This window comes from Streptomyces sp. NPDC003635 (assembly GCF_053587635.1).
Genome location: NZ_JBSFOK010000015.1, coordinates 30,981 through 56,610 on the forward strand (window position 1 = coordinate 30,981; position 25,630 = coordinate 56,610).

Here is a 25,630-nt window from a genome sequence, read left to right on the forward strand (position 1 = left end):
TTCCCAGGCCCCCTGGAGGCGTCATGCCGCAGATCAACACGAGCAAGGTCACCCGCTGGGACCAGCACGGCCGCGAACACGTCGTCCAGGTACGGCGCACGGGAGTGCAGCGGACGGTCAGATGCGACACCTGCGGGTGGCGCATCTCGGCTCAGTTCCTGCCCTGGCTGAAGGCGGAGGAGCATCTGGCGGAGGCGCACCAGGCGACGGTGGATCCGACCGTCGCCTGACAGCCCTCCCCCTTGTGGGAGCGCTCCCAGACACGGCACGATGCGGGGGTGACCCATGCCGTGCGCCCCTACCGCCCCGAGGACCAGCCCGCCCTGGAAGACATCTGCGTCCGCACCGCGCACCAGGGCGGCGACAGCCGTCCCCACTACGCGGACCCGGCCGTCTTCCCCGCCACCTTCGCGACCCCCTACGTCCACCTGGAGCCCGAGCTCGCGTTCGTGCTGGACGACGGACAGGGACAGGCCGTCGGCTACGTCCTCGGCACCGCCGACACCCCCCGTTTCGCCGCGGAGTTCCGTACGAAGTGGCTGCCGAAGGTCGCCTTCCGCCACCCGGCGCCCAAGGGCCCGCCCAGGACCCCCGACGAGACGATCGCCGACCTGCTCCACCGCCCGGAACGGATGGTCCTGCCCGAGCTGATCGCCTACCCGGCCCATCTGCACATCGACCTGCTCCCCGAGTGGCAGGGCAAGGGCCACGGCCGGTCCCTGATGCGGACGTTCCTCCAGGCCCTGGACGACCGCGGGGTCCCCGCCGTGCACCTGGTCATGGCGACGGCCAACACCCGCGCCCGCGCCTTCTACGACCGGATGGGCTTCCACGAGATCAAGGTGCCGGGCCTGGGCCAGTCCACCTGCCTGGGCCGGACGACCCGGGACCACTGAGCCCTCAGTCCGCCCGCAGCCCCCGGACGAGCAGATCCACCACGGCCTCGAACTCGCTCTGCGCGTCCGGCCGTTCCCACTCCCGGTGATAGCCGGGGTCGTGGAAGCGGGCCGTGGCCTGGAAGACGGCGCGGGCCGTGGTGAGCGGGTCGTCGGAGGAGAAGGATCCCGACTCCACTCCGGAGCGGACGATCTCGGCGAGCTGGCCGGTCAGGTCGTCGATGTGCTCGTCGACCGCGTCACTGTTCTCCGTGGTCAGCACGGTGTACGTGGCGAACAGCTCGGGGTCGTCCCCGGCCTTGTGCCGCTTGGCGTCGAACAGGGCCAGCAGCCAGGCCTCCAGCCGGGACTCCGGCTCGCGCCCGCTCTCGGCGACGATCCCGGACAGCACCTCGGACGTACGGTCCAGCCAGCGCTTGGTCACCGCCTCGCGCAGCGCCGCCTTGGTCCGGAAGTGCCGGTAGACGCTGCCGTGGCTGACACCGAGCGCGCGGGCCACGTCCACCACGGTGGCCTTGGCCGGGCCGTGGCGGCGCAGCACCTCCTCGGTGGCCTCGAGGATGCGCTCGGCGGTCAGGGCTTCGGAGGTCGGTGCCATGGAGGAGACCGTACCTTCGGGTCTCATCTGCTGCCGAGGTGGGCCATCTGCGCCGCCGGGTAGCGGTCGCCCGCGGCGGCGTCGGCCGGCACCGCCCGCTCGATCGCGGCGAGGTCCGCCTGATCCAGGGCGATGTCGAGGGCCCCGAGCGACTCGGTCAGCCGCTGCCGGGTCCGGGCGCCGACGAGCGGCACGATGTCCTCGCCCCGGGAGAGCACCCAGGCGATGGCGGTCTGCGCGACCGTCACCCCCTTGTGCTCGGCGATCTTGCGCAGGGCCTCGACGAGGTTCAGGTTGTGCCGGAGGTTGTCTCCCTGGAAGCGGGGTGACACGGAGCGGAAGTCGTTGGCGGCGAGCTGCCGGTCGCGGCTGAAGTGGCCGGAGATCAGCCCGCGGGACAGGACACCGTAGGCGGTGATGCCGATGCCCAGTTCCCGGGTGGTGGGCAGGATCTCCTCCTCGATGCCCCGGGAGATCAGCGAGTACTCGATCTGGAGGTCGGAGATCGCGGCGGTGGCGGCGGCGCGGCGGATGGTGTCGGCGCCGACCTCGCTCAGGCCGATGTGACGGACGTACCCCTTCTCGACGAGTTCGGCGATGGCGCCGACGGTCTCCTCGATCGGCACGCCCGGGTCGAGCCGGGCGATCCGGTAGACGTCGATGTGGTCGACGCCGAGGCGCTGCAGGGAGTACGCGGCGAAGTTCCGCACGGCCGCGGGCCGTCCGTCGTAGCCGCTCCAGCCGCCGTCCGGGTCCCTGAGCGCGCCGAACTTCACGCTGACCAGCGCCTGTTCGCGGCGCTCGGCGGGCGCGGCGCGCAGGGCCTCGCCGATCAGCGTCTCGTTGTGCCCCATGCCGTAGAAGTCGCCGGTGTCCAGCAGGGTCACGCCCGCCTCCAGGGCGGCGTGGATCGTCGCGATCGACTCGGCCCGGTCGGCGTCGCCGTACAACGCGGACATGCCCATGCAGCCGAGACCGAGGGCGGAGACCTGAGGGCCGGTGGTTCCGAGGGTGCGTGTCTGTGTGGTCATGGAAACAGTCTGACATGACAGCTGACAGATTTCAATATCTGTCAGCTGTCATTTGTCATTCACCGCCGGGCACCTTCCTGCATCTGATTGGTCCAGACCTATTGACGAAAGGTCTGGACCGCGCGCACAGTCGTCTCGAACAGCTCTGTCATGCCTACGACACCTCACCGCACCCCCACCGGGAGGCCTCGCATGATCCGCCGCGCCCTCAGCCTGCTCACCGCAGCAGTGGCGACCGCCTGTCTGACCCAGCTCCCCGCCGCGCCCGCCGCCACCGCCGCCGACACCTGCGCCGTGAAGTCCAAGCCCGCCGGAAAGGTCCTCCAGGGCTACTGGGAGAACTGGGACGGCGCCGCCAACGGCGTCCATCCGCCCTTCGGCTGGACCCCGATCACCGACTCCCGGATCGGCGCGCACGGCTACAACGTGATCAACGCGGCCTTCCCGGTCATCCGCTCCGACGGCACCGCGCTGTGGGAGGACGGCATGGACACGGGCGTGAAGGTGGCGACACCGGCCGAGATGTGCGCGGCGAAGGCGGCGGGCCGGACGATCCTGCTCTCCATCGGCGGCGCGACGGCCGGTATCGACCTCAACTCCACCGCCGTGGCGGACCGTTTCGTCGCGACCATCGTGCCGATCCTGCAGAAGTACAACTTCGACGGCATCGACATCGACATCGAGACCGGCCTGATCGGCAGCGGCAACATCAGCCAACTGTCCACGTCCCAGGCCAACCTGATCCGCATCATCGACGGCATCCTGGCCCGCATGCCGGCCAACTTCGGCCTGACGATGGCCCCGGAGACGGCCTACGTCACCGGCGGCAGCGTCGTCTACGGCTCGATCTGGGGCGCCTACCTGCCGATCATCAAGAAGTACGCCGACAACGGCCGCCTGTGGTGGCTGAACATGCAGTACTACAACGGCAGCATGTACGGCTGCTCCGGCGACTCCTACTCGGCCGGCACCGTCCAGGGCTTCGTGGCCCAGACCGACTGCCTCAACAGGGGCCTGGTCATCCAAGGTACGACGATCAGGGTGCCGTACGACAAGCAGGTCCCGGGCCTGCCCGCCCAGTCCGGCGCGGGCGGCGGCTACATGTCACCGTCGCTGGTCGCCCAGGCCTGGCGCCACTACGGCACCTCCCTGAAGGGCCTGATGACCTGGTCGATCAACTGGGACGGCTCGAAGAACTGGACCTTCGGCGACAACGTCAAGGCGCTCCAGGGCCGTTGACCGAGCGCTTGCCCGGGACCCCGAGCACCTCGAGCATCGCCCGCGTCGCCGGACTCGGATTGAACCGGCTCCACGCGAGCACCTCGACGCGGCGCGGCCCGTCCAGCACCGGGACCAGCGCCAGCCCGGGGTTCCGGTCGGCCAGCGGCCGGACGAAGGCCGAGGGCAGCAGCGCGACCCCGAGCCCCCGCTCGGTCAGCCGGGTGATCAACTCGACGACGCCGACCTCGTACGCCACGTCCCGCACCAGCCCGGCGGCGGTGAACGCCTGATCGGACTGGGCGCGGGCGGGCGTGCCGTGCATGAAGTCCACGAACGTCTCACCGGCGATGTCCCGCAGCCCGACCCGCCGGGCACCCGCGAGCCGGTGCCCGGCCGGCACCACCAGCACATGCTCGTCGTGATCGAGGATCAGTGTCTCCACCTCGGTGGGCCGCTGGTCCTCGGGCAGTCCGAGGAAGGCGATGTCCAGGTCCCCGTCCCGGATCGCCGCCACCAAGTCGTCGCTGCGCCCGGAGCGCAGCACGACCCGGACCTCGGGGTGCAGGCCGCGATAGCGCTGCACCAGTTCCGGCACGTCGACCGCGGCGGCCGTCACGATGACACCGACGGCGAGCCGTCCTCGTACGATCCCGGCCGCCGCGGCGGCGTCCGCCGCCGCGCGGTCGGCGGCGGCCAGGCACTCCCGAGCGCCGACCAGGAACGCCTCCCCGGCGCTGGTCAGTTCCACCCGCCGGCTGGTCCGGGCGAACAGCTTCACCCCCAACTCCTTTTCCAGACCGGCGATCCGATGGCTCAGGGACGACTGCACCACGGCACAGCGCTCGGCGGCGCGCGTGAAGTTGCGGGTCTCGGCGACGGCGACGACGTACCGCATCTGCTGGAGGTCCACGCATCCATCGTTGTCGTTCATCACTGCTATCGCAACCATGCTTTGGAGACATGGCTGAGGCAGGCCGAGACTGCGGGACATGCAGAACTCCTCCGCCCGGCAGCCCTCGACCGTCGCGCTGACCGCGCTCGCCCCCGCGTCCTGGGGCACCACCTACGCGGTGACCACGGAGCTGCTTCCGCCCGGCCACCCGCTGTTCGCCGCGGTGCTGCGGGCCCTGCCCGCCGGGCTGCTGGCGCTGGCGTTCACCCGGGTCCTGCCGCGCGGCGACTGGTGGTGGAAGGCCGCGGTGCTCGGCACCCTCAACATCGGCGCGCTGTTCCCCCTGCTGTTCGTGGCGGCGGAGCGCCTGCCCGGAGGCGTGGCCGGCACCCTCGGCGCCGTCCAGCCGCTGCTGGTCGCCGGGTTGGCCATCCCGCTGCTCCACCAGCGGGCCACGGCCTGGGCATGGAGCTGGGGCGTGCTCGGCGTCCTCGGCGTCGGGCTCGTGGTGCTCGGCCCGCAGGCCCGGCTGGACGCCGTGGGCGTGCTCGCGGGTCTCGGCGGTACGGCGGGCATGGCGGCCGGAGTCGTCCTGACCAAACGGTGGGGGCGGCCCGCCGGGGTCGGTCCGGTGACCCTCGCGGGCTGGCAACTGACGGTCGGCGGGCTGGTGCTGCTGCCGCTCACCGTCCTCGTCGAAGGCGCGCCGCCCGCGATCGGCGGCGAGGCCGCCCTCGGCTACCTCTGGCTCGGTGGGATGGGCGGGCTGATCTCGTTCACGCTCTGGTTCCGGGGGCTCGGCCGGCTCCCGGTCGGCGCGTCCGCCCCGCTGGTGCTGCTGTCCCCGCTGGTCGCGACCCTGGCGGGCCTCGCACTCGGCGAGACGCTGGGCGCGCTCCAGGTCGTCGGCTTCGTCCTCGCCCTCGCCGCGCTGCTCGCCGCGCAGTTCAACGCCCCTGATCTGACAAACCTGTTCACAAGGAGAGCGGATTCCATGACCAAGCACCTGACCATCGCCGTGCTCGGCGCCACCGGCATGGTCGGCAGCCGGGTCGTCACCGAGGCCGCCGCCCGCGGACACCGGGTGCGCGCGCTGTCCCGCAACCCCGCGGCCGACGACCCCAACGTGACGCCGTACGCGGTCGACGCCGGCGACCCGGACGCCCTGCGCGAGGCCCTCGCGGGCGCCGACGCCGTGGTGGTCGCCGTGCGGACCGAGCCGGCCGACCAGGACTTCCTCGTCCGTACGACCCGTGCCGTGCTGGACACCGGCATACGCACCCTCGTGGTCGGCGGCGCCGGCGTGCTGCGCAGCCCCGGGGACCCCGCGCTGCTGATCGCCGACAACTCCGCCTACGTGCCCGCAGAGGTGCGGCCGGTCGCCGCGGCCGGGGTGGCCCAGCTGCGGGCCTGCGAGGCGTACGCCCACCGCGACTGGGTCTACCTCGCGCCGCCCGCCCTGCTGGAGCCGGGCGAGCGGACCGGACGCCACCGGCGCGGCACCGACACCCTGCTCACCTCCGCGGACGGCCGCTCCTGGATCAGTGCCGAGGATCTGGCCCTCGCGGTCCTGGACGAACTCGAAAGCCCGGGCGCGGAGCGGCTGTTCACGGTCGCCCACGCGACTACCGGGCGGTGAAGGCCAGCTTCGCCCCCAGCGCCACGAAGGACCCGGCGAAACTCCGGCGCAGCCAGGTCATCACCCCGGGCCGTGCGACGACCTTGCTGCGGACGGAGGCGGCCAAGACGCCGTAGACCGCGAAGACGACGAAGGTCGCCAGCATGAACACCCCGCTGAGCGCCAGCATCCGTGGCACGGCACGCGGTCCGTCCGGGTCCACGAACTGGGGCAGGAACGCGAAGAAGAACATGGTCAGCTTGGGGTTGAGCAGATTGATCAGCACACCTCGGACGATCATCCGCCCCGCGGACAACGGCGCCGAGGCCTCCTGCACGGTGATCGCCTCCTTGTCCCGGAGGGTGGCCCAGGCCATGTACAGGAGGTAGGCGACTCCGGCGTACTTGAGGATCTGGAAGGCCGTGGCGCTGGCGTGCAGCAGGGCGGCGACCCCGGTGATCGTGGCCACCATGTGCGGCAGGATCCCGAGGGCGCAGGCGAAGGCGGCGACGACACTGGCCCGCCGCCCGTAGGAGAGCCCGGCGGCGAGGGTGTAGACGACGCCGGTACCGGGCGTGGCGACGACGACCAGGGTGGTCAGCAGAAACGCGATGCTCATACGGCCACCCTGGCCTCGTCACCGGCCCGCTGACAGAGCCAATCGGGCGCGCGGTTGGCGGACCAATCAGCCCTGCCGGAGCGGTATCGCGAGGTCCACGACCTGGCGCCCCCGCGGGAAGGACCCCGTGGAGGTGGCCGCCCCGGTGAGGACGTCGACGCGGAGGAGGCGCGAACCGGTCACCGCCCAGCCGGTGTTGGTGCCCCGGCTCGCCGAACTGTGGATGTCGAAGCCGGAGTCGGGCGGGACGTCGGTGCCGAGCCCGCCGGTGGGGGCGAGGGTGCCGGCGTTCGCCGGGGACTGCACGGAGATCCGGTCCTGGGCGGTGTCGAGGTCGAAGAGGGTGGTGGCGGTGGCGGCGCTGAGGTCGTTGTTGGTGTACGCCGCCCCCGTCACGCCGGTCGCGGTCGTACCGGTCGTCGCGGGCGGGACCGGCGGGTTGGTGAGCGTGCCGTCGACGGCGGTGCCGCCCGCGGCGGGTGCGCCCGCCGGGTCGTCGATGTTGTGCCGGAGGTTCTGGCCGGTGTCGCTGATGACCCGGAGCCGGTTGGCGGCCGGGTTGAAGTCGACGCCGAAGGACGTGCCCCGCAGAGCGACGCCGAGCTGGGAGACCTTGGTCGCCCTGGCGCCGATCTCGCGGACCGTGTAGATCCCGCCCCGGTCGCCGACGCCGTACAGCTTGTTGTTCTGCACCCGGTAGTCGATGCCGACGAGTTTCGTGTCGCCCCTGAGGCCACTGATCCTGCCCAGCGGCAGGACGGTACCGGGACGGTCGACGCGGAAGCTGACGAGCCGCTGATCGGCGGTCAGGCCGACCGCGCGGAGCCGGTCGCTCGCGACCCCCGCGAACCCGGCCCCGGAACCGGTCTGCGTGGAGACCGACGACCCGTCCCGCCCGCCGTGGTCGCTCGCCGCGACATAGCCGACGGAACCGATGGCCAGGGCCAGGACGGCCGCCCCGATGACTGCTTGCTTGCGCATGGTGCCCCCCGTACAGGACGCGCGGCCCCCGGTGGGCCCCGCATGTCCTGCACTTCGGAGCCGAATGCGCCCAGGATGGGCGAAACCCCGGTTCCGTTACATCCGTGACGGAACCGGGGTTTTCGTCGACCTTCGGTGACTAGCAGCCGATCAGACGGGAGGCCAGGTAGCCCTCGATCTGGTCCAGGGACACGCGCTCCTGCTTCATCGAGTCGCGCTCGCGGACGGTGACCGCGTTGTCGTCCAGGGTGTCGAAGTCGACCGTCACGCAGTACGGCGTGCCGATCTCGTCCTGGCGGCGGTAGCGGCGGCCGATGGCACCGGCGTCGTCGAACTCGATGTTCCAGTGCTGGCGCAGCGCCTGGGCGAGGCCCTTGGCCTTCGGCGACAGGTCGGCGTTGCGGGACAGCGGAAGCACCGCGACCTTCACCGGGGCGAGGCGGTGGTCCAGGCGCAGTACCGTGCGCTTCTCCATCTTGCCCTTGGCGTTCGGCGCCTCGTCCTCGACGTAGGCGTCGAGGAGGAACGCCAGCATCGCCCGGCCGACACCGGCCGCCGGCTCGATGACGTACGGCGTCCAGCGCTCCTGGGCCTCCTGGTCGTAGTAGGCGAGGTCCTGGCCGGAGGCCTTGGAGTGCGCGGTGAGGTCGTAGTCGGTGCGGTTGGCGACACCCTCCAGCTCGCCCCACTCGTTGCCGCCGAACTGGAAGCGGTACTCGATGTCAGCGGTGCGCTTGGAGTAGTGGGAGAGCTTCTCCTTCGGGTGCTCGTACCACCGCATGTTCTCCTCGCGCAGGCCCAGGCCGGTGTACCAGTTCCAGCGCTGCTCCATCCAGTACTCCTGCCACTTCTCGTCCTCGCCCGGCTTGACGAAGAACTCCATCTCCATCTGCTCGAACTCGCGGGTGCGGAAGATGAAGTTGCCGGGCGTGATCTCGTTGCGGAAGGACTTGCCCATCTGCGCGATGCCGAACGGCGGCTTCCTGCGCGAAGCGACCTGCACCTGGGCGAAGTTGGTGAAGATGCCCTGGGCGGTCTCCGGGCGCAGGTAGGCGACCGAGCCGCTGTCCTGGGTCGGGCCGAGGTGGGTGGAGAGCAGGCCCGAGAACTGCTTGGGCTCGGTGAACTGGCCCTTGTTGCCGCAGTTGGGGCAGTTGACGTCCGCGAGGCCGTTCTCCGGGAGGCGGTTGTGCTTGGCCTCGTAGGCCTCTTCCAGGTGGTCGGCGCGGAACCGCTTGTGGCAGGAGGTGCACTCCGTCAGCGGGTCCGTGAACGTGGCGACGTGACCGGAGGCCACCCAGACCTCGGGGGCCAGGATCACGGACGAGTCGAGACCGACCACGTCCTCGCGCGACGTCACCATGTAGCGCCACCACTGACGCTTGAGGTTCTCCTTGAGCTCGACACCCAGCGGTCCGTAGTCCCAGGCGGCGCGCTGACCACCGTAGATCTCACTGCAAGGGAAAACGAAGCCACGGCGCTTGCTCAGGCTGACGATGGTGTCGATCTTGTCGGCGGCCACGGTGCTCTCTTCATGACGAATGGACGGCAGCGAATGCCTCAGCGTACCGGCGGGCACTCCCCCTCGACCAAATCGGTAGCGCTCTGTGGACGGCCCATCACGGTTGTTGACAATCATTTCCATTCTTGCTGAAAATGAGAGTCATGAACGTACGACGACACCACATATCCGGGATCGCGGTCGCGGCGGCCACCGCTCTCGGTCTCGGCACTCTCTCCGCCTGCTCCGACAGCGCGGCCGCGGGCAACACGGAGAAGTTCGACGTCGTCGCGTCGTTCTACCCGATGGCCTACCTCGCCGAGCAGATCGGCGGTGACCACGTCAACGTCACCAGCCTCACCGAGCCCGGCCAGGAGCCGCACGACCTGGAGATCAGCGCCAAGCAGACCGCGCAGCTCCAGGAGTCCGACGCGGCCCTCTACCTCAGGGGCCTGCAGCCCTCCGTCGACGAGGCGATCTCCCAGTCCGAGGTCGCCACGAAGATCGACGCCACCACGCTGACCTCCCTGGAGGAGCACGGCACCGAGGTCGGCGGCCACGCGGAGGAGCACGAGGAAGAAGAGCACGACCACGAAGACGGCGGGAAGGACCCGCACGTCTGGCTCGACCCGGTGAAGTACGCCGAGGTCGCCGAGGGCGTCGGCAAGGCCTTCGAGAAGGCCGACCCGGACCACGCCGCCGACTACAGGAAGAACACCGAGGCCCTGGTCGAGAAGCTCGGCGAGCTCGACACCCGGTTCGAGGACGGTCTGCGGAACACCGACTCCAAGGTCTTCATCACCACGCACGCCGCCTTCGGCTACCTCGCCGAGCGCTACGGCCTGACCGAGGAGGCCATCAGCGGCCTCGACCCGGAGTCCGAGCCGAGCGGTGCCCGGGTGAAGGAACTCGAGAAGATGGCCAAGGCCGACGGCGTCACCACTGTGTTCTACGAGACGCTCGTCAGCGACAAGACCGCGAAGACCCTCGCCTCCGACGCGAACCTGGAGACGGCCGTCCTGGACCCGATCGAGGGCATCACCGACAAGTCCGCGGGCGACGACTACATCCAGGTCATGGACGCCAACCTCAAGGCGCTCCAGACCGCGCTCGGCGCCAAGTGACCAACCCGGAGGACCTCGTGAGCGAGTCCGTCATATCCCTGCGCGGCGTCCGCGCCGACCTCGGCTCGCGGCCCGTCCTGCGCGGTATCGACCTCACCGTCTCGCGCGGTGAGGTCGTCGCGCTGCTCGGCGCCAACGGCTCCGGCAAGTCGACCGCCGTGCGCAGCGTCATCGGCCAGGTGCAGACGAGCGCCGGCAAGATCGAGCTGTTCGGCACCCCGCGCCGCCGCTTCCGCGACTGGCACCGGATCGGCTACGTCCCCCAGCGCACGACCGCCGCGGGCGGCGTCCCGGCCACGGTGACCGAGGTCGTCTCCTCGGGGCGCCTCTCGCGCGCCCGCTTCGGCCTGCTGCGCAAGGCGGACCGCGAGGCCGTGCGCCGGGCGCTGGAGCTGGTCGGCATGGCGGACCGCGCGAAGGACTCCGTGGACGCGCTCTCCGGCGGCCAGCACCAGCGCGTGCTCATAGCCCGGGCGCTCGCCGCCGAACCCGAACTGCTGATCATGGACGAGCCGATGGCCGGCGTCGACCTGGCCAGCCAGGAAGTGCTGGCCGAGACCCTGCGCGAGCAGGTCGCGGCCGGTACGACCGTCCTGCTCGTCCTGCACGAACTGGGCCCCCTGGAGCCGCTGATCGACCGCGCGGTGGTCCTGCGCGACGGCTGCGTCGTCCACGACGGGCCCCCGCCGAAGGCCGTCGGCCAGCACGCGCTGCCCGGCCACGACCACGTCCACCCGCACGCCCCCGCGGGCGCCGAACCGATCCGCACGGGACTGCTGAGCTGATGGAAATCCTCGACTACGCCTTCATGCAGCGGGCTCTGCTCGCCGCCGTCCTGGTCGGCATCACAGCCCCCGCGGTCGGCATCTACCTCGTCCAGCGCCGCCAGGCCCTGATGGGCGACGGCATCGGCCATGTCGCGATGACCGGCGTCGGCCTCGGCTTCCTGCTCTCCTGGTCCCCGGTGTGGATGGCGACCCTGGTCTCCATCGTCGGCGCGGTCCTCATGGAGCTGATCCGCTGGTACGGCAGGACCCGCGGCGACATCGCCCTCGCGATGCTCTTCTACGGCGGCATGGCCGGCGGCGTGATGTTCATCAACCTCGCGCCCACCGGCTCCAACGCCAACCTGACCTCGTACCTCTTCGGGTCCCTGTCGACGGTGAGCGAGTCCGACGTCACGGCGATCTGCGTGCTGGCGGCCTTCGTGGTCCTGGTCACCCTCGGTCTGCGCCGCCAGCTGTTCGCGGTGAGCCAGGACGAGGAGTTCGCCCGGGTCACGGGCCTGCCGGTGCGGGCCCTGAACCTGCTGACCGCGGTCACGGCGGCGGTGACCGTCACGGTCGCGATGCGCGTGGTCGGCCTGCTGCTGGTCTCCGCGCTGATGGTCGTCCCGGTGGCCGCCGCCCAGCAGCTGAGCCGCAGCTTCGCCGCGACCTTCGCCATCGCGGTGGCCATCGGCGTCACCGTGACGATCAGCGGCACGGTCACCTCGTACTACCAGGACGTGCCGCCCGGCGCGACGATCGTGCTGCTGACCATCGGGGCGTTCATCCTGCTGACCGCGCTGGCCGCGCCGCTGGCCCGGCGACGCGCGCGGGCCCTGGTCGCCGCACAGGGAGCCGGGGACCCGGCGGAGTGTGTGATTCCGGCCGGTCGGGGCAGCGGCGGAAAGGTCGGCGCCTGACCGCGCCGACGGTCCGGGCTGGCACAATGGCCCGGCAGGCAGACCTGAGGAGGCACCCCGTGACGACCGCTGGACCGCCCGTGAAGGGCCGTTCCACCCGGCAGCGGGCCGCCGTGGCGGCGGCCCTGGACGAGGTCGACGAGTTCCGCAGCGCGCAGGAACTGCACGACATGCTCAAGCACAAGGGCGACTCGGTCGGGCTGACGACGGTCTACCGCACGCTCCAGTCCCTCGCCGAGGCCGGCGAGGTCGACGTCCTGCGTACCTCCGACGGCGAGTCCGTCTACCGCCGCTGCTCCTCCGGCGAACACCACCACCACCTGGTCTGCCGCGTCTGCGGCAAGGCCGTCGAGGTGGAGGGCCCCGCGGTGGAGAAGTGGGCCGAGTCGATCGCGGCCGAGCACGGGTACGTGAACGTGGCGCACACCGTGGAGATCTTCGGCACCTGCGCGGAGTGCGCCGCGGCGTGAGCGGGGCTCAGGCGCCGGAGTCGCCCCGGTTCACGCAGTAGTAGGAGCCGTCGTCCAGGCGGCCCACACTGTCGTAGGACCAGCAGTGCAGCATCGGCGTCAGCGTCCACATCCGCAGCCCCATGACGGCGACCAGGCAGCCGACGGCGATCCATCCCGCCCAGGACCGCCGGCCGGCCAGCGCGAGCGCGCCGACGGACAGCAGCACGGCGAACACGAGCATGTAGACGACGAGCGGGGCCATGTTCTCCCGCAGCCCCGGGAAGGTCTCCATCTCGATGGTGCCGCCGAAGGAGAACAGCACGACGAGCGCGGCGAACCCGAACACCAGGCCCGCCGCGCACCCCCGTAGGAGCCTCAACTCTGCTTGCCCTCCATGGCCAGCAGTTCCTCGTTCGGGATCGCTCCGCCGAAGCGGCGGTCGCGGGACGCGAACTCCACGCACGCCCGCCACAGGTCGCGCCGGTCGAAGTCCGGCCACAGGACGTCCTGGAAGACCATCTCGGCGTAGGCACTCTGCCAGAGCAGGTAGTTGGAGGTGCGCTGCTCGCCGCTCGGCCGCAGGAACAGGTCCACGTCGGGCATGTCCGGGTAGTACATGTACTTCGCGAAGGTCTTCTCGTTGACCTTGGACGGATCCAGCCGCCCGGCGCGCACGTCCTCGGCCATCGCCTGCGCCGCGTCCGCGATCTCCGCCCGGCCGCCGTAGTTCATGCAGAAGTACAGCGTCAGTCTGTCGTTGCCCTTCGTCTGCTCCTGCGCGATCTGGAGCTCCTTGGCGACCGACTTCCACAGCTTGGGCATCCGCCCGACCCACCGCACCCGCACGCCCAGCTCGTCGAGCGTGTCCCGGGTCTTGCGGATGAAGTCGCGGTTGAAGTTCATCAGGAAGCGCACCTCGTCCGGCGAGCGCTTCCAGTTCTCGGTGGAGAAGGCGTACAGCGAGATCGAGCCGACGCCCATCTCGATCGCGCCCTGGAGCACGTCCAGCACCCGCTCGGCGCCGACCTTGTGCCCCTCGGTCCGCGGCAGCCCGCGCTCCTTGGCCCAGCGGCCGTTCCCGTCCATGACGATCGCCACGTGCTTCGGGATCAGCTCGCCCGGGAGCTTCGGCGCACGGGCCCCGGACGGATGCGGTTCCGGCGCCCTGTAGTCCCGGCGCTGCCGCCCCAGGATCCCGCGTACGACCATGTGCCCCTCGACTCCCTTGATTGCCTTACTTTTCCACGTACCGCAGCGACCGCAGGCCGCGCTCCAGATGCCAGTGCAGGTAGGCGGAGACCAGCCCGCTGCCCTCCCGGACGTACCGCGGCTCACAGGCGTCGGCGGTGGCCCAGTCTCCCGTAAGCAGCGCGCCGAGCAGTTCCAGGGTCTGCGGTGAGGGTACGACGCTACCCGGCACCCGGCAGTCGACGCAGACCGAGCCCCCGGAGCCCACCGAGAAGAAACGGTTCGGTCCCGGCATACCGCACTTCGCGCAGTCACCGAAGCTCGGGGCGTAGCCGTTGACGGCGAGCGAGCGCAGCAGGAAGGCGTCGAGAACGAGGTGCGGCGCGTGCTCCCCACGGGCCAGCGTCCGCAGCGCCCCGACGAGCAGCAGATACTGCTGCACGGCCGGCTCGCCCTCGTGGTCGGTGAACCGCTCGGCGGTCTCCAGCATCGCCGTACCGGCGGTGTAACGGGCGTAGTCGCTCACGATCCCCCCGCCGTACGGCGCGATGGTCTCGCTCTGCGTGCACAGCGGCAGCCCGCGCCCGACCAGCTCGCTCCCCCGCGCGAAGAACTGCACGTCGACATGGGAGAACGGCTCGAGCCGGGCCCCGAACTTCGACTTGGTCCGCCGCACCCCGCGAGCCACGGCCCGCACCCGCCCGTGCCCGCGCGTGAGCAACGTGATGATCCGGTCCGCCTCACCCAGCTTCTGGGTGCGCAGGACGATGCCGTCATCCCGGAACAGACTCATCGCACACCCCCCGCGGCCACCGGCCGGGGGTCCGGGGGGTGGATCCCCGGACAGCACAGCATGATCCGGTCCGCCTCACCCAGCTTCCGGGTGCGCAGGACGATGCCGTCATCCCGGAACAGACTCATCGCACACCCCCCGCAGCCACCGGCCGGGGGTCCGGGGGGTGGATCCCCGGACAGCACAGCATGATCCGGTCCGCCTCACCCAGCTTCCGGGTGCGCGAGACGATGCCGTCATCCCGGAACAGACTCATCGCACACCCCCCGCAGCCACCGGCCGGGGGTCCCAGGGGTGGCCCCCGGGACAGCACAGCATGATCCGGTCCGCCTCACCCAGCTTCCGGTGCGCGGGACGATGCCGTCGCGGAACAGACTCATGGGGTCATTCTCGCGTACGCCACGGATCAGCGGACGCGGTCGGGGTGGCTGATGGTGGTCCAGGGGGCCTGGTTCCAGGGGCTGGAGCGGTTCGCCGGGTCCAGGAGGGAGCGCAGGTGGGCGTCGGCCGTCGCCTGCGGGGCGGGAAAGCCCGCGTCGGGGGTGCCGCGCAGGCCGTCCTGCCACACCCTGCGCCCGAGCAGGTAGTGGTCGGCGTACTCGCGCCAGGATCCGTACGTCCCCACCACCGACGGCACGATGTTCTTCAGCGCGGTCCAGGCGTCGCCCTCGTCGAGCAGCCCGCAGCCGAACCCGCGGCGCGAGATGTCGACGTACAGGGCGGCGTCCCAGGCGAGCGGTGAGACCCCGGTGAGCCGGTGCGCCCGCGCCCGGTAGCCGGTGCGGGACAGGTCGTCGAGGCGGTCGACCAGCTCCGCGCGCGAGGTGATGCCCCACTGCTCGGCCAGCCACCGCCGCGCGCTGTCGTCGTCGATGCGCGTGAACGGGTACAGGGTGGTCCGCGAGGCGTTCGCGTCCCGGCTGACCGGCGCGCTCAGGGACACCATCCACAGCTGGTGCGCGGTGAGCGGCACGGGATACCGGCGGACCGCCTTCGGGCCCCTCTTCCTCCAACTCCACAACCCCATGCCGCCGCACCCTAGCGCCCCGCGTCAGGGCACCTCACCGCGGCTGTGTGGCCCGGGGTGTGCGGTGGCCGCGCCGGCCCGCTCGGCGGGGGTGGCATGGCGTACGGAATCCGGCGCCGCGTCCCACTCGCAGCCGCCGCCGTACGGTCTGAGCTGGACGTACGGGCCCTCGTGGCCCATGACGATGCCGATCCTGCCGGACCGGGTGTCGACGACGTACGAACCGACGGGTGGCTTCACCGCAGTCATTCCTTCCCCGCTGCTCACACTGCTCTCCGTCCCGTTGGTTCCCCCGGCCTCCCCTGTTTCACTCTTCGCATCCCCCTGACGACACTCCGCACCTACACTCGGGAAGATCAGTCGGGGCTGCTGGCCTCCCACAGGGCGTCGAAGCGCTCGATGCGCTCCGAGACATGGTCCGGCGTCATCTTCAGCGTGGTCTTGGTGGGCGTGGCCCGCACATCGGGCTCGATCTCGTAGCACAGTTCGCCGTCGAAGATGATGAAGTCGCTCACCGACGTCACCGGCGCGATGTCCAGCTCGGACTGGTCGACGATCCGCGCGTCGATGCCGTACCTGCGCTGTCTCTCGCACAGCTTGCGCAGGTTCTCGGTGATCTCCTCCGGGCTGTCGACGAGGAACAGCCGCCGTACCTCCACGCCCCGCTTCCTGATCGCGTCGTCCTGCGCGACCAGATACCGCTTGCCGGGGCCACTGGACCAGAAGTCCCGGTCGACGGAGGTGCTGATGGCGTAGAGCGTCTTCTTCGTGCACGCGGTCAGGTCGATCAGCCACTCGTTGTTCTCGCCGGGGCAGTCCGCCGTGCCGTTGCTCAGGCACTCCATGAGCCGGGCGAGGCTGGCGATCTCCTCCTGCGCGAACCGCTTCACGATCTCCGAACCGTGCTCGCCGACCTGCGTGTACTTACGGGCGAGCCTGGTCACCCCGTCGGAGCGCAGCACGGACCGGTCGACCTGGCTGAACAGCTCGGTCGCCGCGTTGATCTTCGCGAAGCTCTCGTCGACCGCCGACCGCATCTCCCGGTGATGCTCGGCGAGACTGTCCCGCATCCCGCGGATCCGCCGCTTCTGGGCCTCCTCCACGGCCTCCAGGCGCTCCCCGAAATCGACCAGGTACTGCATGATCAGCACGGCGCTGCCGACCACCACCGGCATCGTCCACTGCCACTGCTCACTCGCGTCCGGGGTGAGGACATTGGTCAGGAAGAACGTTCCTGTCGCCACTAAGACCGTGACCAGCGTCTTGCGGAACAGCCTGGAGCCGCGTTCGTCCTGGGGCGGTGGTGCCGTCCTTACGTCTCCTGTCGTCGCTCCGTTCATGTTTCCCCCGTCGGGTGGTGTCGTCCGCCCGCCCCTCAGCGCGTGCTCAGCGCCTGGTGCAGCAACGGAATGGTCTGGACGGCAAGTTGGTCGCGGATCCGCTGGACGAGGCTCTGCCACTGGCGGGTGAACCCCGGTTCTCGTTCCAGCTCGTCCCAGAGATGACCCAGCGTGCGGTCCACATGGGCGCGCGGCATCCACAGATGCAGCAGGTGATCGACGGCAGGGCGCAGCGCGAGCACCGCCGAGGGCCCGTCCGCCGCGCCGAGCCGGCTGTTGTCCAGCAGGTGCACGACGGTCGTGAGCAGCCAGTCGTGCAGGGCGAGGTCCTCGCACAGACCCGCCGCCGCGCCCGCCGGGATGTCCTCCGGCAGCCGCAGCTCCACGGTCCGCAGCCCGTCCTCGGCCAGCGTGAAGCGCGTCAGCGCCGGTCCCTGACCGGCCGACGCCCGGCGCGCGGTCCACCGCAGGTGCGTACGGCGGGACTTGAAGGGCGCCTTGTGGTCGAGCAGAGGATGGCGCATGAGTCGGCCGAGCAGTCCCTCGGCGATCGTCCCGAGGTCCAGCTCCCCGCGTCCGGCCCCGCGCAGCACGCCCTCGGCGGTGGCCTGCTCGGGCAGCTTGCCGAACGGCTCGACCAGCCCGGGCCGGACCAGGTAATGCCCCCAGGGCCGGCGCAGATCGGGCCCGGAGGCGGGGGCGCTGAAGTACGCGGTCGCCTGGAGCACCCGGCCCTCGGTGAGCGCGGCGCGGGCGGCCACCGTGCCGACGGCCCGCACCCGGGCTCCGTTGGCGGTGGGCAGCTTGCAGTCCACGCCGGTCAGCACCTCGGGCGAGCGGACGTACAGGTTGGGCCGCTCGGAGACCCGGACGTGCTCGTCGGCGCGCAGCCGGAGCAACTGGGCGGCGGCCCGGCCGTCCAGCGCCTGGAAGGACGGCAGCAGACAGGTGCGCACCTCGCCGCAGACGAGGACCGGACGCGCCGACTGTCCGGGGGCCGTCATCTCAGGTCCTCTCGGCGATGGGATCGGCGGGCTCCCCGGACGGCTCCTCGTAGAAGACGTAGGTGGCGCGCTGGGCGACCGCGGCGGGCACCTCGACCCGCTCGCCGCGCGAGCGCTTCTCGACCTGCTCCAGAGCCTTGGCGTCCACGTCTGTCTGGTCCAGGATCAGCCGGACCGCGTCCTCCACGGCGAGGAAGCGGTTGGGCATCAGGGTGCAGGTGCGGTAGGCGCTGAAGGGGTCGGCGTCCGGGGTGAGCTGGAGCAGCGGCGGCAGCCGGTCCCAGTCGTGCGGGAAGTCGCCGCCGTCCCAGGGCTTCGGGGTCAGCACGGGTTCGCCGAGGTGGCGCAGGAGTCCGAGCCGGGCCAGTTGCCATACGGCGGCCAGGAAGGGGCAGGACCACTGGCGGCGGCCGTCCTTGTCGGACCACAGCTCCACGTCCATGAAGACGGAGTGGTTGCGGGCGGCCGTCTCCTGGGGCGGCTGCCAGGCGGTGACCTCGGAGAGGGCGGCGCCCCGGCCGGGGCTGCGCTGGCCGTTGGCGAGCCAGCCGGTGCGGCTGACGGGCGGGCGGTGGCCGGAGGAGCCGGGCGGCGGGGATTCGACGAGCCGGTGCATCACGGACTCGGCGAGCTCTATCCGGTCGGCGACCGCGCAGCCGGACTCGCGGGCCAGGTAGTCGATGGTGAGCCCGGCCTCCTCGGCCTCCTTGAGGATCAGCGGGACGAGTTCGGCCGGGGTGGAGAAGCGGCTGAAGTAGTCGTCGACGAGAAAGCAGGTGCTGATCCTGGGCCGGCCCGCGCCGGCCCGGCGGGCGGCGGAGGCACGGGCGGCCTCCACCCAGATCCGCACCTCGGCGAAGTGCTCGCCGAGCCGTTTGGGTCCGGCCTCGAAGTCCTCCATGTAGAGGTGGCCGAGCTCCAGGGAGAGGTGGGACAGCGGCACGGACTGGGTGCGCGGCTCGGCGCTGGTCTCCTGGAAGACGAGGTCGCTCATGCCTGCTCCCAGTCCTCGGTGAGCCGGCCGGCCAGATCGCTGAGCGCCTTCCAGGTCTCCATGTTGGCGATCTGGCTGTCGAGCACGTCCTCGTCGGTGATCAGCTGCTCCCGCCACTGGAGGACGGGTTCGAGGGGGACGGCGCCCAGAACCTGGCTGTAGCCGATGCCGTGGGAGGAGGCGAGCTGCTTCAGATCGCGGTCGCACTCGCGCATCCACGCCGACTGGGTGGCCGAGACCTGCGACCACAGCGCGGACCTGGGGTCGGGTACGGCGGCCCGGACGAACCGGATGGAGCCGCGCAGGGCGTCCTCGTCATGGCCGCGGGCGACTCCGCCGGCGACGATCCCGCGCTTGCCGAAGACCAGTCCGGCGGCGGCCGTCACATGCTGCCGGGTCCAGCGGTGGAAGATCAGCCAGCGCGCCTCGACGCCCCGCAGCTCCGGCTGCGAGGTGGCCTCCAGGGCCATGTCGACGGCGTACGAACGGCCCGCGCTGAGGTCGACGACGATCAGGTCGAACTCGGAGTTGAGCCGCAGCAGCAGATCCACGCAGCGGCGGAGGTTGTCGTCGTCGGTGGCGAACTCGCCGCCGCTGAGGTCGCCCGGCATCAGCACGAGCCGGCCCGACCCCGGCGGCCGGTTGCGCAGGACGCGGTGCTCGGTGTCCGCCCAGACGTCGACCCGGACCGGCTCGCCGACCTCGCCGATGAGATAGGAGTGCAGTCCGCGGTCCTCGGCGGCCTGGCGGGCGTCGGGCACGTCGAAGACGGCGGAGGCGGTGGGCGAGCCGAAGTCGAAGTCCAGGTAGCAGACATCGTCCCCGGCCAGCGCCCGGTGGTAGGCGAGGTTGGCGCTGGTGACGGAGCGCCCGGTGCCTCCCTTGTCGGAGGCGGCGAAGATCAGCACGGGGTCACACCCCCTGGGCCGCGGCTTCGCGCGCCCGGCCGAGGGCGTCCAGCTGTCCGAGGACGTCGAGGGCCAACGAGTAGGAGGTGCCCGGCTGTTCGTCGACCAGCGCGCGGGCGCGGCGCAGCTTGACCTCGATGTTGCGCAGCTGCATGCCGTGCCGGCCGTCGTCCTTGGGCGCCGGTTCCATCTGTTCGTTGCCGAGCAGATGGGCGGCCTCGGACAGCAACGCCTTGGCCAGCTCGATCAGTTCGAGGCTGCGGATCGGCGGCTGCTGGTACATCTGGTGCGCCTGGACCATGACCTCGGTGACGCGCTCGGTGATGCTCCAGGACACCGCGACGCGCCGCTTCTGGATGTCGGCCTCGGGGTAGGCGGCGTGGACGTTGTCCCACAGGCCCGCGCCCTCGCCCTCGCGGATCCGGCGGCGCCACATGTGGTCGAAGATGGCCTCGGCGAGCCCGAGCAGCCGGTCGTGCGAGGCCAGGTTCCGCGAGAGCGTGCACAGTTGGACGGTCCGCTTGAGCAACTGCGCAGAGAAGTCGCTCATGGACCAGGTCATGGCGGGACCGACCCGCTCGCTGCCCTGGAGGGGCAGGGCGACACCGATGTTGTGCAGGGTGTGGACCATGGGGTCGTCCATCGTCATACGGCTGGTGATGCGGCCGCGTTCGGCGAGGCGCTCCATGACGGTGACCGTGCGGTTGAGGTCGTCGTCGGTGGCCCGGCGCCGCATCAGGTCGTGCACGAGGATGGCGGCCACGGAGAGGGAGAAGTACTCGGACTCCAGCTTCTGTCCCGTCGTACGCCAGGGGATGTCCTCCAGGGGCCAGCGCTCCGCGTCGAAACGGGCGATGCGGGACCAGTACTGCTGGGTCAGTTCCCAGCGCAGCCGCAGCGCCTCGGCGAGCTTCTGCTGCTCGGTGTTGAGCAGGCCGAGCGTGAGGGTCCGGTCCGAGAACAGGTCCTGGATACCGTCGAGGGCGACCACGGTGAAGTACAGATACGGCACCGGGTTGGCGACGCCCTCGGGCTGGGGGCCGATGGGTTCGTCGGTCTCGACCTCGGGGGCGTCCTTCACCAGGGACCAGGCCCAGCCGCACTCGAAGAGCTGGCTCTCGTCCTTCAGGCCTTCCTGGACGTCGATACCGAGCTGGAGGCTCTCCACGATCGCGGCCCGCAGCGGCCGGAAGCGGTCCTGGAACTTCTTCAGCACCTGGCGCTGCGAGAGCCGTCCCTGGCCGAGGAGTTCGCACAGTGTCTGGCCCTGGGAGGCGTCGGTGTCGAAGACGTTGACGGTGAAGGAGCGCAGCAGGCTGACCATGGCCGCGGTGAGCCGACTGCTGGTGGCGGAGCGCAGCTCGGCGATGGTCTCCCTGATGTCGGTGCGCCGGGTCTTGCCCTCGTAGATCTTGAGGAAGCCGAGGGTGGCCAGGCACAGCGTGATGGACATCGAGTAGGAGTCGACGACGCCGAGCTGACGCTGCTCGTCGGTGAGTTCCTCGGTCTTGTCGCGGGCGCCGAAGTAGTACCCCCCGGCGAAGGTGGGCCGCTTGTCCTCGCCGGTGTGGGTGCGCATGAACTCGGCGGCGGCGGTGACGAGGTTGGCCGGAATGTCCAGCCTGCCGCCCGCCTTCTTCAGCACCTGCTGGACGTCGTCCTGAGTGGTGTCCGGGTCGTCGAGCCGGAACGCGGGAATCTCCGTGGCCGGATAGAACAGGCAGAGCAGCCGCTCCGCGTCGGCGACGCTGCTCTGGCCGCCCCATTCACCCCAGTTCCACTCTCCGCCCTCGAACGAGTGACGACCGAGCGCCTGCCAGATGTCCAGCAGATGCTGGCGTGGCTTGATCTGCATCCCATGCCCCTCACACAGGCCGCACTGCCATCGAATTGAGGAAAAATCCCTCTTCTGCTTTCAGTCACCCAAGGGTTTCAGCCGCGAGGCTTCAGGCACCCAGAGGCGGAATGCGGGAATCCGAATTCCGCCGGCCGTAGGCGACGATCATTCCGGAATATCCGTCCCGCACGGCGGCCGAGGATTTCAGGCGTTCGGTCTCGAAGTCGTCCGCGAATCGCGCCAGGCTCGCGTTCACCTCGGGCTCCCCCACATCACAGGCCGGGAAGAAATGCTCACCCGCGTGATAACCCTTGGAATGTTCCATGAAGGCCGCGGCGAACGGCGCACCGGGGGCCAGGGCGCGCAGGAAGCACTCCACGCCCCGGTCGAACTCCTCGCGCGAGGTGGTCATCGACTCGGCGACGAAGAACATGGTCCCCATCGACCACCGGCCCTCGTACCGCACGAGGTCGAAGAGGTTGCCCTCCGCCACCCCGACGACATCGCGGAAGCGGGCCCTCGGGTCCATGTCGAGGGCGCCGTAGGCGTCGTTCTTGCACAGCACGCGCCAGAACTGGTCCCAGTTGCCGTCGTAGGAGGTCACCTGGGAGCGCAGGTAGCGGACGTTGGCCGAGGAGCGCTCGAAGAGCGTGATCTCGTCGCACCAGGGCAGCATGGCCAGCGCGGGGTAGAGATTCGCGCCGGCGCCGACGTCGATACCCGAAACAGGTCGGTCACCACGCTTCGGAAAATGATCGCCGAAATGATCCCGGATGACAGAAAGGATCTCCGCGTCCTCCGCCTGTAAGTCGCGGTAGTTGTGATCAACGTAGGCGATCGGGTCGAATGCCGCCCAGGACACATCCGCATTCAGCTGGGCATCCCCCGAGGATCTCAAGGTCATTCATCAACGGTACCAACGCCGGGGGCGCGAGGGATCCCCCGCGCGCAAATGTGACAAACAAAGGGCCCTGCGGGGCGCACCGGGGGCGCACGGTGGCGAATGGATTCCCGCGACCTGATCCGGCCTTGAACGGCCGGATTGTCCCGCTCAAGATGGTCGGAACTCTGCCGAACACACCCGAAAGGCAGACACCTCGCGTCTCGCTCGTACCACCCGTACGAGTGTCAACGCGCACCTGACCCTAACCCGCAGGGGGCGGTATGGCGGCTCTTCCAGAGGAACGTTTCCCTTCGCGCGGCGGCCGCGCCGGTCACGTGTTCGTCCGCGACCGGGCGTTCATCGACCGGCCTCTGACGATGAGAGGCGTCACCGAGTCCGACCTGCCCGAACTCGTCCGCGTGGACCGCGAGGCGTTCCCCGAGGAGCCCTACCCCTACTTCGTCCTGCGGCAGTTGTACGACCTCCACGGCGACCGGCTGCTGGTCCTGGACGACGGCGAACGGCTGCACGGCTACGTCCTGTTCCCGGTCTCCTCGGACGGCCACCAGGGCTGGATCATGAGCCTGGGCGTGACCCGGGACCAGCGCGGGCGGGGCCTGGGCCGGTGGCTGATGCTGGAAGTGCTGCGCCGACTGCGCGCCGAGGGCGTGCGCGAGGTCCGCCTGACGGTGGAACCGGCGAACGCCGCCGCCATCATGCTGTACCGGTCGATCGGCTTCTCCTCCAACGAAGGCGTGCGCGAGCAGTACTTCGGGCCCGGCGAGGACCGACTGGTGATGACGCTGGGACTGTGAGACCCAGGGGTTTCCCGGAGACGGCAACTGGGGGTAAACCCCCCTGTGAAACGGGTTGTTGCCCGGATGTGTGGGGCGCCTTCGGTCCGCGAGGCTCGTGGGTATGAAGCAGATCGCGAAGTGCGCAGCCCTGATCACCGCGACCGGTGTCGCCCTCGGACTCGCCGTGCCGGCCGGCGCCTCCGCCGCCGGCGTCCGCCCGTCAGCCGCGGACACCCGCGCCGAGTCGCTGAAGTGGACCGAGTGCGAGGGCGAGGGCCTCGACCCCCGTCAGCGGTGCGCCACGGTCTCCGTCCCGATGGACTACGCCGATCCCGACGGCCCGACCGTCGACATCGTCATCTCCCGGATCCGCAGCGAGAACCCCGGGGCCCGCCGAGGCGTCCTGCTGATGATCCCCGGCGGCCCCGGCGGCGACAGCCTGTCCCACCCCTCAGACGAGGGCCAGATGATGCCGAAGAAGGTCCGGGAGGCCTACGACCTGGTCGGGTTCGCCCCACGCGGGAACGCCCCCTCCACCGCCGTCACCTGCGGCCTGGAGCACGGCGACCTCGCCCTCACCAAACTCCGCCCCTGGCCCGCCGCGGACGGTTCGATCACCGAGAACATGGCCACCGCGCAGCGCATGTCCGAGGCCTGCGCGAAGAACGGCGGCGAGCTGATCCGCCACATCAGCACCAAGAACGAGGCCCGGGACATCGACCGCATCCGCATCGCGCTCGGCGAGCGCAAGCTGTCCGCGTGGGGGGTCTCCTACGGCACCTATGTCGGCGCCGCCTACCTCGAACTGTTCCCGCACCGCACCGACCGGATCGTGCTGGACAGCAACGACCACCCCGACCCCGTCCACGCCGAGCGGGCCTGGCTCGCCGCCTTCGAGCAGGGCGTCGAGGACGTGTTCCCCGAGTTCGCCAAGTGGGCGTCGCGGCCCGGCAACCCGGACCGGGTGGCCCGTACGCCCCAGGAGGTGCGGTCGCGCTTCCTGGAGCTGGCCGCCCGTCTCGACCGCGAGCCGCTGCCCTGGCCCGGCGCCAACCCGCCCGAACTGGGCGGCAACGAGCTGCGTCAGGCCATGCTCAACGCGATGTACGACCCGGACGACTTCCCCTCGCTGGCCAAGCTGATCCGCGCGGCCGAGAAGGGCACGGGGCTGCCCGCGCCGCAGTCACCGCCCGAGGAGATGCTGCAGAACATGGCGGGGATGGGCGCCGGGACCATCTGCAACGACGCCGCGTGGCCCTCGGACCCGGCCGTCTACCAGAAGGACGTCACCGAGAGCCGGGCCAAGTACCCGCTCACGGCGGGCATGCCGCGCAACGCGATGCTGTGCGCCGCCTGGCCGTTCCCGCCGAAGGAGGCGCCGGTACGGATCACCGACCAGGGCCCGTCCAACGTCCTGCTGATCCAGAACGAGCGGGACCCGGCCACCCCGCTCAGTGGCGCCCTGAAGCTGCGCGAGGCGCTGGGCCGGCGCGCGGTCATGATGGTCAACGACTCCACCGGTCATGACGCCTACCTCCTCAACGGCACCCCGTGCGGCGACCGGCTGGTCTCCCGCTTCCTCGCGACCGGGGACCGCCCGGAGCACGACGTCTACTGCGACTGACCCCGAGGCCGGTGTCCCGAGCGCCCTGTCCGTCCTGACCACCGAGCCCGAGCAGGACGCGCCCCGGGACACCGCCCTGGTCGCGAAGACGGCCGCGGTCCCGGCCGAAACGCTCGGCTGACGCTCAGCCGAACCGCCGTACGTAGCGCCGCTGCCACGGCGTCTCCACCGCGTGAGGGTCGTAGTGGCGGCGGACATAGGCGACGGCCTCCCCGGGCGGCACCCCGTCCAGGACCGCGACACAGGCCAGCGCCGTCCCCGTACGCCCGCGTCCGCCGCCGCAGGCGAGTTCGACGCGCTCCTCCGCCGCCCGGCGCCAGACCTCGGCCAGCGCCGTGCGGGCCGCCTCGCGGTCGGCCGGGAGGCGGAAGTCGGGCCAGCGGATCCAGCCGGAGTCCCAGGGGACTTCGGGCGGGCGCCGGCCCAGGAGGTAGACGCCGTACGACGGCGGGGGCGCGTCCGGGGCTAGGGGGCGGCGCAGGGCGCGGCCACGGATCAGGCGTCCCGAGGGCAGCCGCAGTACGCCTGGTGTCCGTTCGTCCCACTCTCCACCGACCGTCATGGACCTATTCGAACTCCGTCCTGGATCGCGGGCAACCGAATCCGGCCGGGTGG

Annotated in this window: 27 protein-coding genes and 2 pseudogenes; 11 read left to right on the forward strand and 18 right to left on the reverse strand. The window is 70.7% G+C overall.

What is annotated here, in order from left to right:
• Positions 1-23: 23 nt before the first annotated feature.
• Entirely contained in the window at positions 24-230 is a 207-nt protein-coding gene (locus ACWDRW_RS16520) for a hypothetical protein (protein ID WP_451723761.1), read from the forward strand.
• A 48-nt stretch (positions 231-278) separates the two neighbouring features.
• The gene (locus tag ACWDRW_RS16525) at positions 279-896 is read left to right on the forward strand and encodes a GNAT family N-acetyltransferase (RefSeq protein WP_451723763.1); all 618 of its coding nucleotides are present in this window, start codon (positions 279-281) and stop codon (positions 894-896) included.
• Between the two features lie 4 nt (positions 897-900).
• Here the strand turns inward: ACWDRW_RS16525 and ACWDRW_RS16530 are convergent, their stop codons facing one another.
• The gene (locus ACWDRW_RS16530) at positions 901-1,494 is read right to left on the reverse strand and encodes a TetR family transcriptional regulator (RefSeq protein ID WP_451723765.1); all 594 of its coding nucleotides are present in this window, start codon (positions 1,492-1,494) and stop codon (positions 901-903) included.
• A gap of 23 nt (positions 1,495-1,517) precedes the next feature.
• The gene (locus ACWDRW_RS16535) at positions 1,518-2,525 is read right to left on the reverse strand and encodes an aldo/keto reductase (protein ID WP_451723766.1); all 1,008 of its coding nucleotides are present in this window, start codon (positions 2,523-2,525) and stop codon (positions 1,518-1,520) included.
• Positions 2,526-2,717: 192 nt separating this feature from the next.
• On the opposite strand from ACWDRW_RS16535, the gene ACWDRW_RS16540 reads away from it, so the two are divergent.
• A complete protein-coding gene (locus ACWDRW_RS16540) occupies positions 2,718-3,764 on the forward strand; it encodes a chitinase (protein ID WP_451723768.1) in 1,047 nt (348 codons plus the stop codon).
• Here ACWDRW_RS16540 and ACWDRW_RS16545 read toward each other — a convergent pair.
• Positions 3,742-4,656 carry a LysR family transcriptional regulator gene (locus ACWDRW_RS16545; protein ID WP_451723949.1) on the reverse strand — a complete coding sequence of 305 codons (915 nt, stop codon included), beginning with the start codon at positions 4,654-4,656 and terminating at the stop codon, positions 3,742-3,744. The two genes, ACWDRW_RS16540 and ACWDRW_RS16545, sit on opposite strands and share 23 nt — an antisense overlap.
• Before the next feature lie 79 nt (positions 4,657-4,735).
• On the opposite strand from ACWDRW_RS16545, the pseudogene ACWDRW_RS16550 reads away from it, so the two are divergent.
• Positions 4,736-5,605 (forward strand): annotated as a pseudogene (locus ACWDRW_RS16550) (EamA family transporter); the annotation flags it as partial.
• A 102-nt stretch (positions 5,606-5,707) separates the two neighbouring features.
• Positions 5,708-6,277 (forward strand): annotated as a pseudogene (locus tag ACWDRW_RS16555) (NAD(P)-dependent oxidoreductase); the annotation flags it as partial.
• Here ACWDRW_RS16555 and ACWDRW_RS16560 read toward each other — a convergent pair.
• From ACWDRW_RS16560 to ACWDRW_RS16570, 3 genes are all read right to left on the reverse strand, one after another.
• Positions 6,264-6,875 carry a LysE family translocator gene (locus ACWDRW_RS16560; protein ID WP_451723770.1) on the reverse strand — a complete coding sequence of 204 codons (612 nt, stop codon included), beginning with the start codon at positions 6,873-6,875 and terminating at the stop codon, positions 6,264-6,266. The pseudogene ACWDRW_RS16555 and the gene ACWDRW_RS16560 overlap by 14 nt on opposite strands.
• A 66-nt stretch (positions 6,876-6,941) precedes the next feature.
• On the reverse strand, positions 6,942-7,856 hold the full coding sequence (locus tag ACWDRW_RS16565; RefSeq protein ID WP_451723772.1) for a DUF4394 domain-containing protein: 915 nt from the start codon (positions 7,854-7,856) through the stop codon (positions 6,942-6,944).
• A 139-nt stretch (positions 7,857-7,995) separates the two neighbouring features.
• Positions 7,996-9,378, reverse strand: coding sequence for a glycine--tRNA ligase (locus ACWDRW_RS16570; RefSeq protein ID WP_451723774.1), 1,383 nt, complete (start codon positions 9,376-9,378; stop codon positions 7,996-7,998).
• A 143-nt stretch (positions 9,379-9,521) separates the two neighbouring features.
• Here ACWDRW_RS16570 and ACWDRW_RS16575 point away from each other — a divergent pair, with 143 nt between their 5' ends.
• From ACWDRW_RS16575 to ACWDRW_RS16590, 4 genes are read left to right on the forward strand one after another with little or no spacing between them, the layout of a single operon-like run.
• Positions 9,522-10,481, forward strand: coding sequence for a metal ABC transporter substrate-binding protein (locus tag ACWDRW_RS16575; RefSeq protein ID WP_451723776.1), 960 nt, complete (start codon positions 9,522-9,524; stop codon positions 10,479-10,481).
• A 17-nt stretch (positions 10,482-10,498) separates the two neighbouring features.
• Positions 10,499-11,266, forward strand: coding sequence for a metal ABC transporter ATP-binding protein (locus tag ACWDRW_RS16580; protein ID WP_451723778.1), 768 nt, complete (start codon positions 10,499-10,501; stop codon positions 11,264-11,266).
• Entirely contained in the window at positions 11,266-12,168 is a 903-nt protein-coding gene (locus ACWDRW_RS16585; protein ID WP_451723781.1) for a metal ABC transporter permease, read from the forward strand. Before ACWDRW_RS16580 ends, ACWDRW_RS16585 begins: the two co-directional genes overlap by 1 nt.
• A gap of 59 nt (positions 12,169-12,227) precedes the next feature.
• Positions 12,228-12,638 (forward strand): Fur family transcriptional regulator, encoded by a 411-nt coding sequence (locus ACWDRW_RS16590; protein ID WP_451723783.1) that lies wholly within the window; start codon positions 12,228-12,230, stop codon positions 12,636-12,638.
• A gap of 7 nt (positions 12,639-12,645) precedes the next feature.
• Here the strand turns inward: ACWDRW_RS16590 and ACWDRW_RS16595 are convergent, their stop codons facing one another.
• The 11 genes from ACWDRW_RS16595 to ACWDRW_RS16645 form a co-directional block, all read right to left on the reverse strand.
• Positions 12,646-12,999 carry a hypothetical protein gene (locus ACWDRW_RS16595; protein WP_451723785.1) on the reverse strand — a complete coding sequence of 118 codons (354 nt, stop codon included), beginning with the start codon at positions 12,997-12,999 and terminating at the stop codon, positions 12,646-12,648.
• Positions 12,996-13,829, reverse strand: a complete 834-nt coding sequence (locus tag ACWDRW_RS16600; RefSeq protein ID WP_451723788.1) for an isoprenyl transferase — start codon at positions 13,827-13,829, stop codon at positions 12,996-12,998. The genes ACWDRW_RS16595 and ACWDRW_RS16600 overlap by 4 nt, the downstream gene beginning before the upstream one ends.
• Before the next feature lie 25 nt (positions 13,830-13,854).
• A complete protein-coding gene (gene recO / locus ACWDRW_RS16605; RefSeq protein ID WP_451723789.1) occupies positions 13,855-14,601 on the reverse strand; it encodes a DNA repair protein RecO in 747 nt (248 codons plus the stop codon).
• Between the two features lie 406 nt (positions 14,602-15,007).
• Positions 15,008-15,628 carry a DUF1266 domain-containing protein gene (locus ACWDRW_RS16610; RefSeq protein WP_451723791.1) on the reverse strand — a complete coding sequence of 207 codons (621 nt, stop codon included), beginning with the start codon at positions 15,626-15,628 and terminating at the stop codon, positions 15,008-15,010.
• A 24-nt stretch (positions 15,629-15,652) separates the two neighbouring features.
• Positions 15,653-15,868, reverse strand: coding sequence for a hypothetical protein (locus ACWDRW_RS16615; RefSeq protein WP_451723793.1), 216 nt, complete (start codon positions 15,866-15,868; stop codon positions 15,653-15,655).
• Between the two features lie 116 nt (positions 15,869-15,984).
• On the reverse strand, positions 15,985-16,968 hold the full coding sequence (locus ACWDRW_RS16620; RefSeq protein WP_451723795.1) for a DUF6879 family protein: 984 nt from the start codon (positions 16,966-16,968) through the stop codon (positions 15,985-15,987).
• A gap of 35 nt (positions 16,969-17,003) precedes the next feature.
• A complete protein-coding gene (locus tag ACWDRW_RS16625) occupies positions 17,004-17,972 on the reverse strand; it encodes an SCO2521 family protein (RefSeq protein WP_451723797.1) in 969 nt (322 codons plus the stop codon).
• A gap of 1 nt (position 17,973) precedes the next feature.
• On the reverse strand, positions 17,974-18,966 hold the full coding sequence (locus ACWDRW_RS16630) for an SCO2522 family protein (RefSeq protein WP_451723798.1): 993 nt from the start codon (positions 18,964-18,966) through the stop codon (positions 17,974-17,976).
• Positions 18,963-19,874 (reverse strand): SCO2523 family variant P-loop protein, encoded by a 912-nt coding sequence (locus ACWDRW_RS16635; RefSeq protein ID WP_451723800.1) that lies wholly within the window; start codon positions 19,872-19,874, stop codon positions 18,963-18,965. The genes ACWDRW_RS16630 and ACWDRW_RS16635 overlap by 4 nt, the downstream gene beginning before the upstream one ends.
• Positions 19,875-19,878: 4 nt before the next feature.
• Positions 19,879-21,729 carry an SCO2524 family protein gene (locus ACWDRW_RS16640; RefSeq protein WP_451723801.1) on the reverse strand — a complete coding sequence of 617 codons (1,851 nt, stop codon included), beginning with the start codon at positions 21,727-21,729 and terminating at the stop codon, positions 19,879-19,881.
• Positions 21,730-21,820: 91 nt separating this feature from the next.
• Positions 21,821-22,615, reverse strand: a complete 795-nt coding sequence (locus ACWDRW_RS16645; protein ID WP_451723802.1) for an SCO2525 family SAM-dependent methyltransferase — start codon at positions 22,613-22,615, stop codon at positions 21,821-21,823.
• Between the two features lie 260 nt (positions 22,616-22,875).
• Between ACWDRW_RS16645 and ACWDRW_RS16650 the strand changes: the two genes are divergently transcribed.
• Positions 22,876-23,409, forward strand: a complete 534-nt coding sequence (locus ACWDRW_RS16650) for a GNAT family N-acetyltransferase (protein ID WP_451723804.1) — start codon at positions 22,876-22,878, stop codon at positions 23,407-23,409.
• A gap of 103 nt (positions 23,410-23,512) precedes the next feature.
• Complete coding sequence (locus ACWDRW_RS16655; protein ID WP_451723807.1) at positions 23,513-25,015, forward strand: alpha/beta hydrolase; 1,503 nt, start codon at positions 23,513-23,515, stop codon at positions 25,013-25,015.
• 124 nt (positions 25,016-25,139) lie between these two features.
• On the opposite strand, the gene ACWDRW_RS16660 is transcribed toward ACWDRW_RS16655, so the two are convergent.
• Positions 25,140-25,577 (reverse strand): protein-tyrosine phosphatase family protein, encoded by a 438-nt coding sequence (locus tag ACWDRW_RS16660; RefSeq protein WP_451723809.1) that lies wholly within the window; start codon positions 25,575-25,577, stop codon positions 25,140-25,142.
• Between the last annotated feature and the right edge of the window lie 53 nt (positions 25,578-25,630).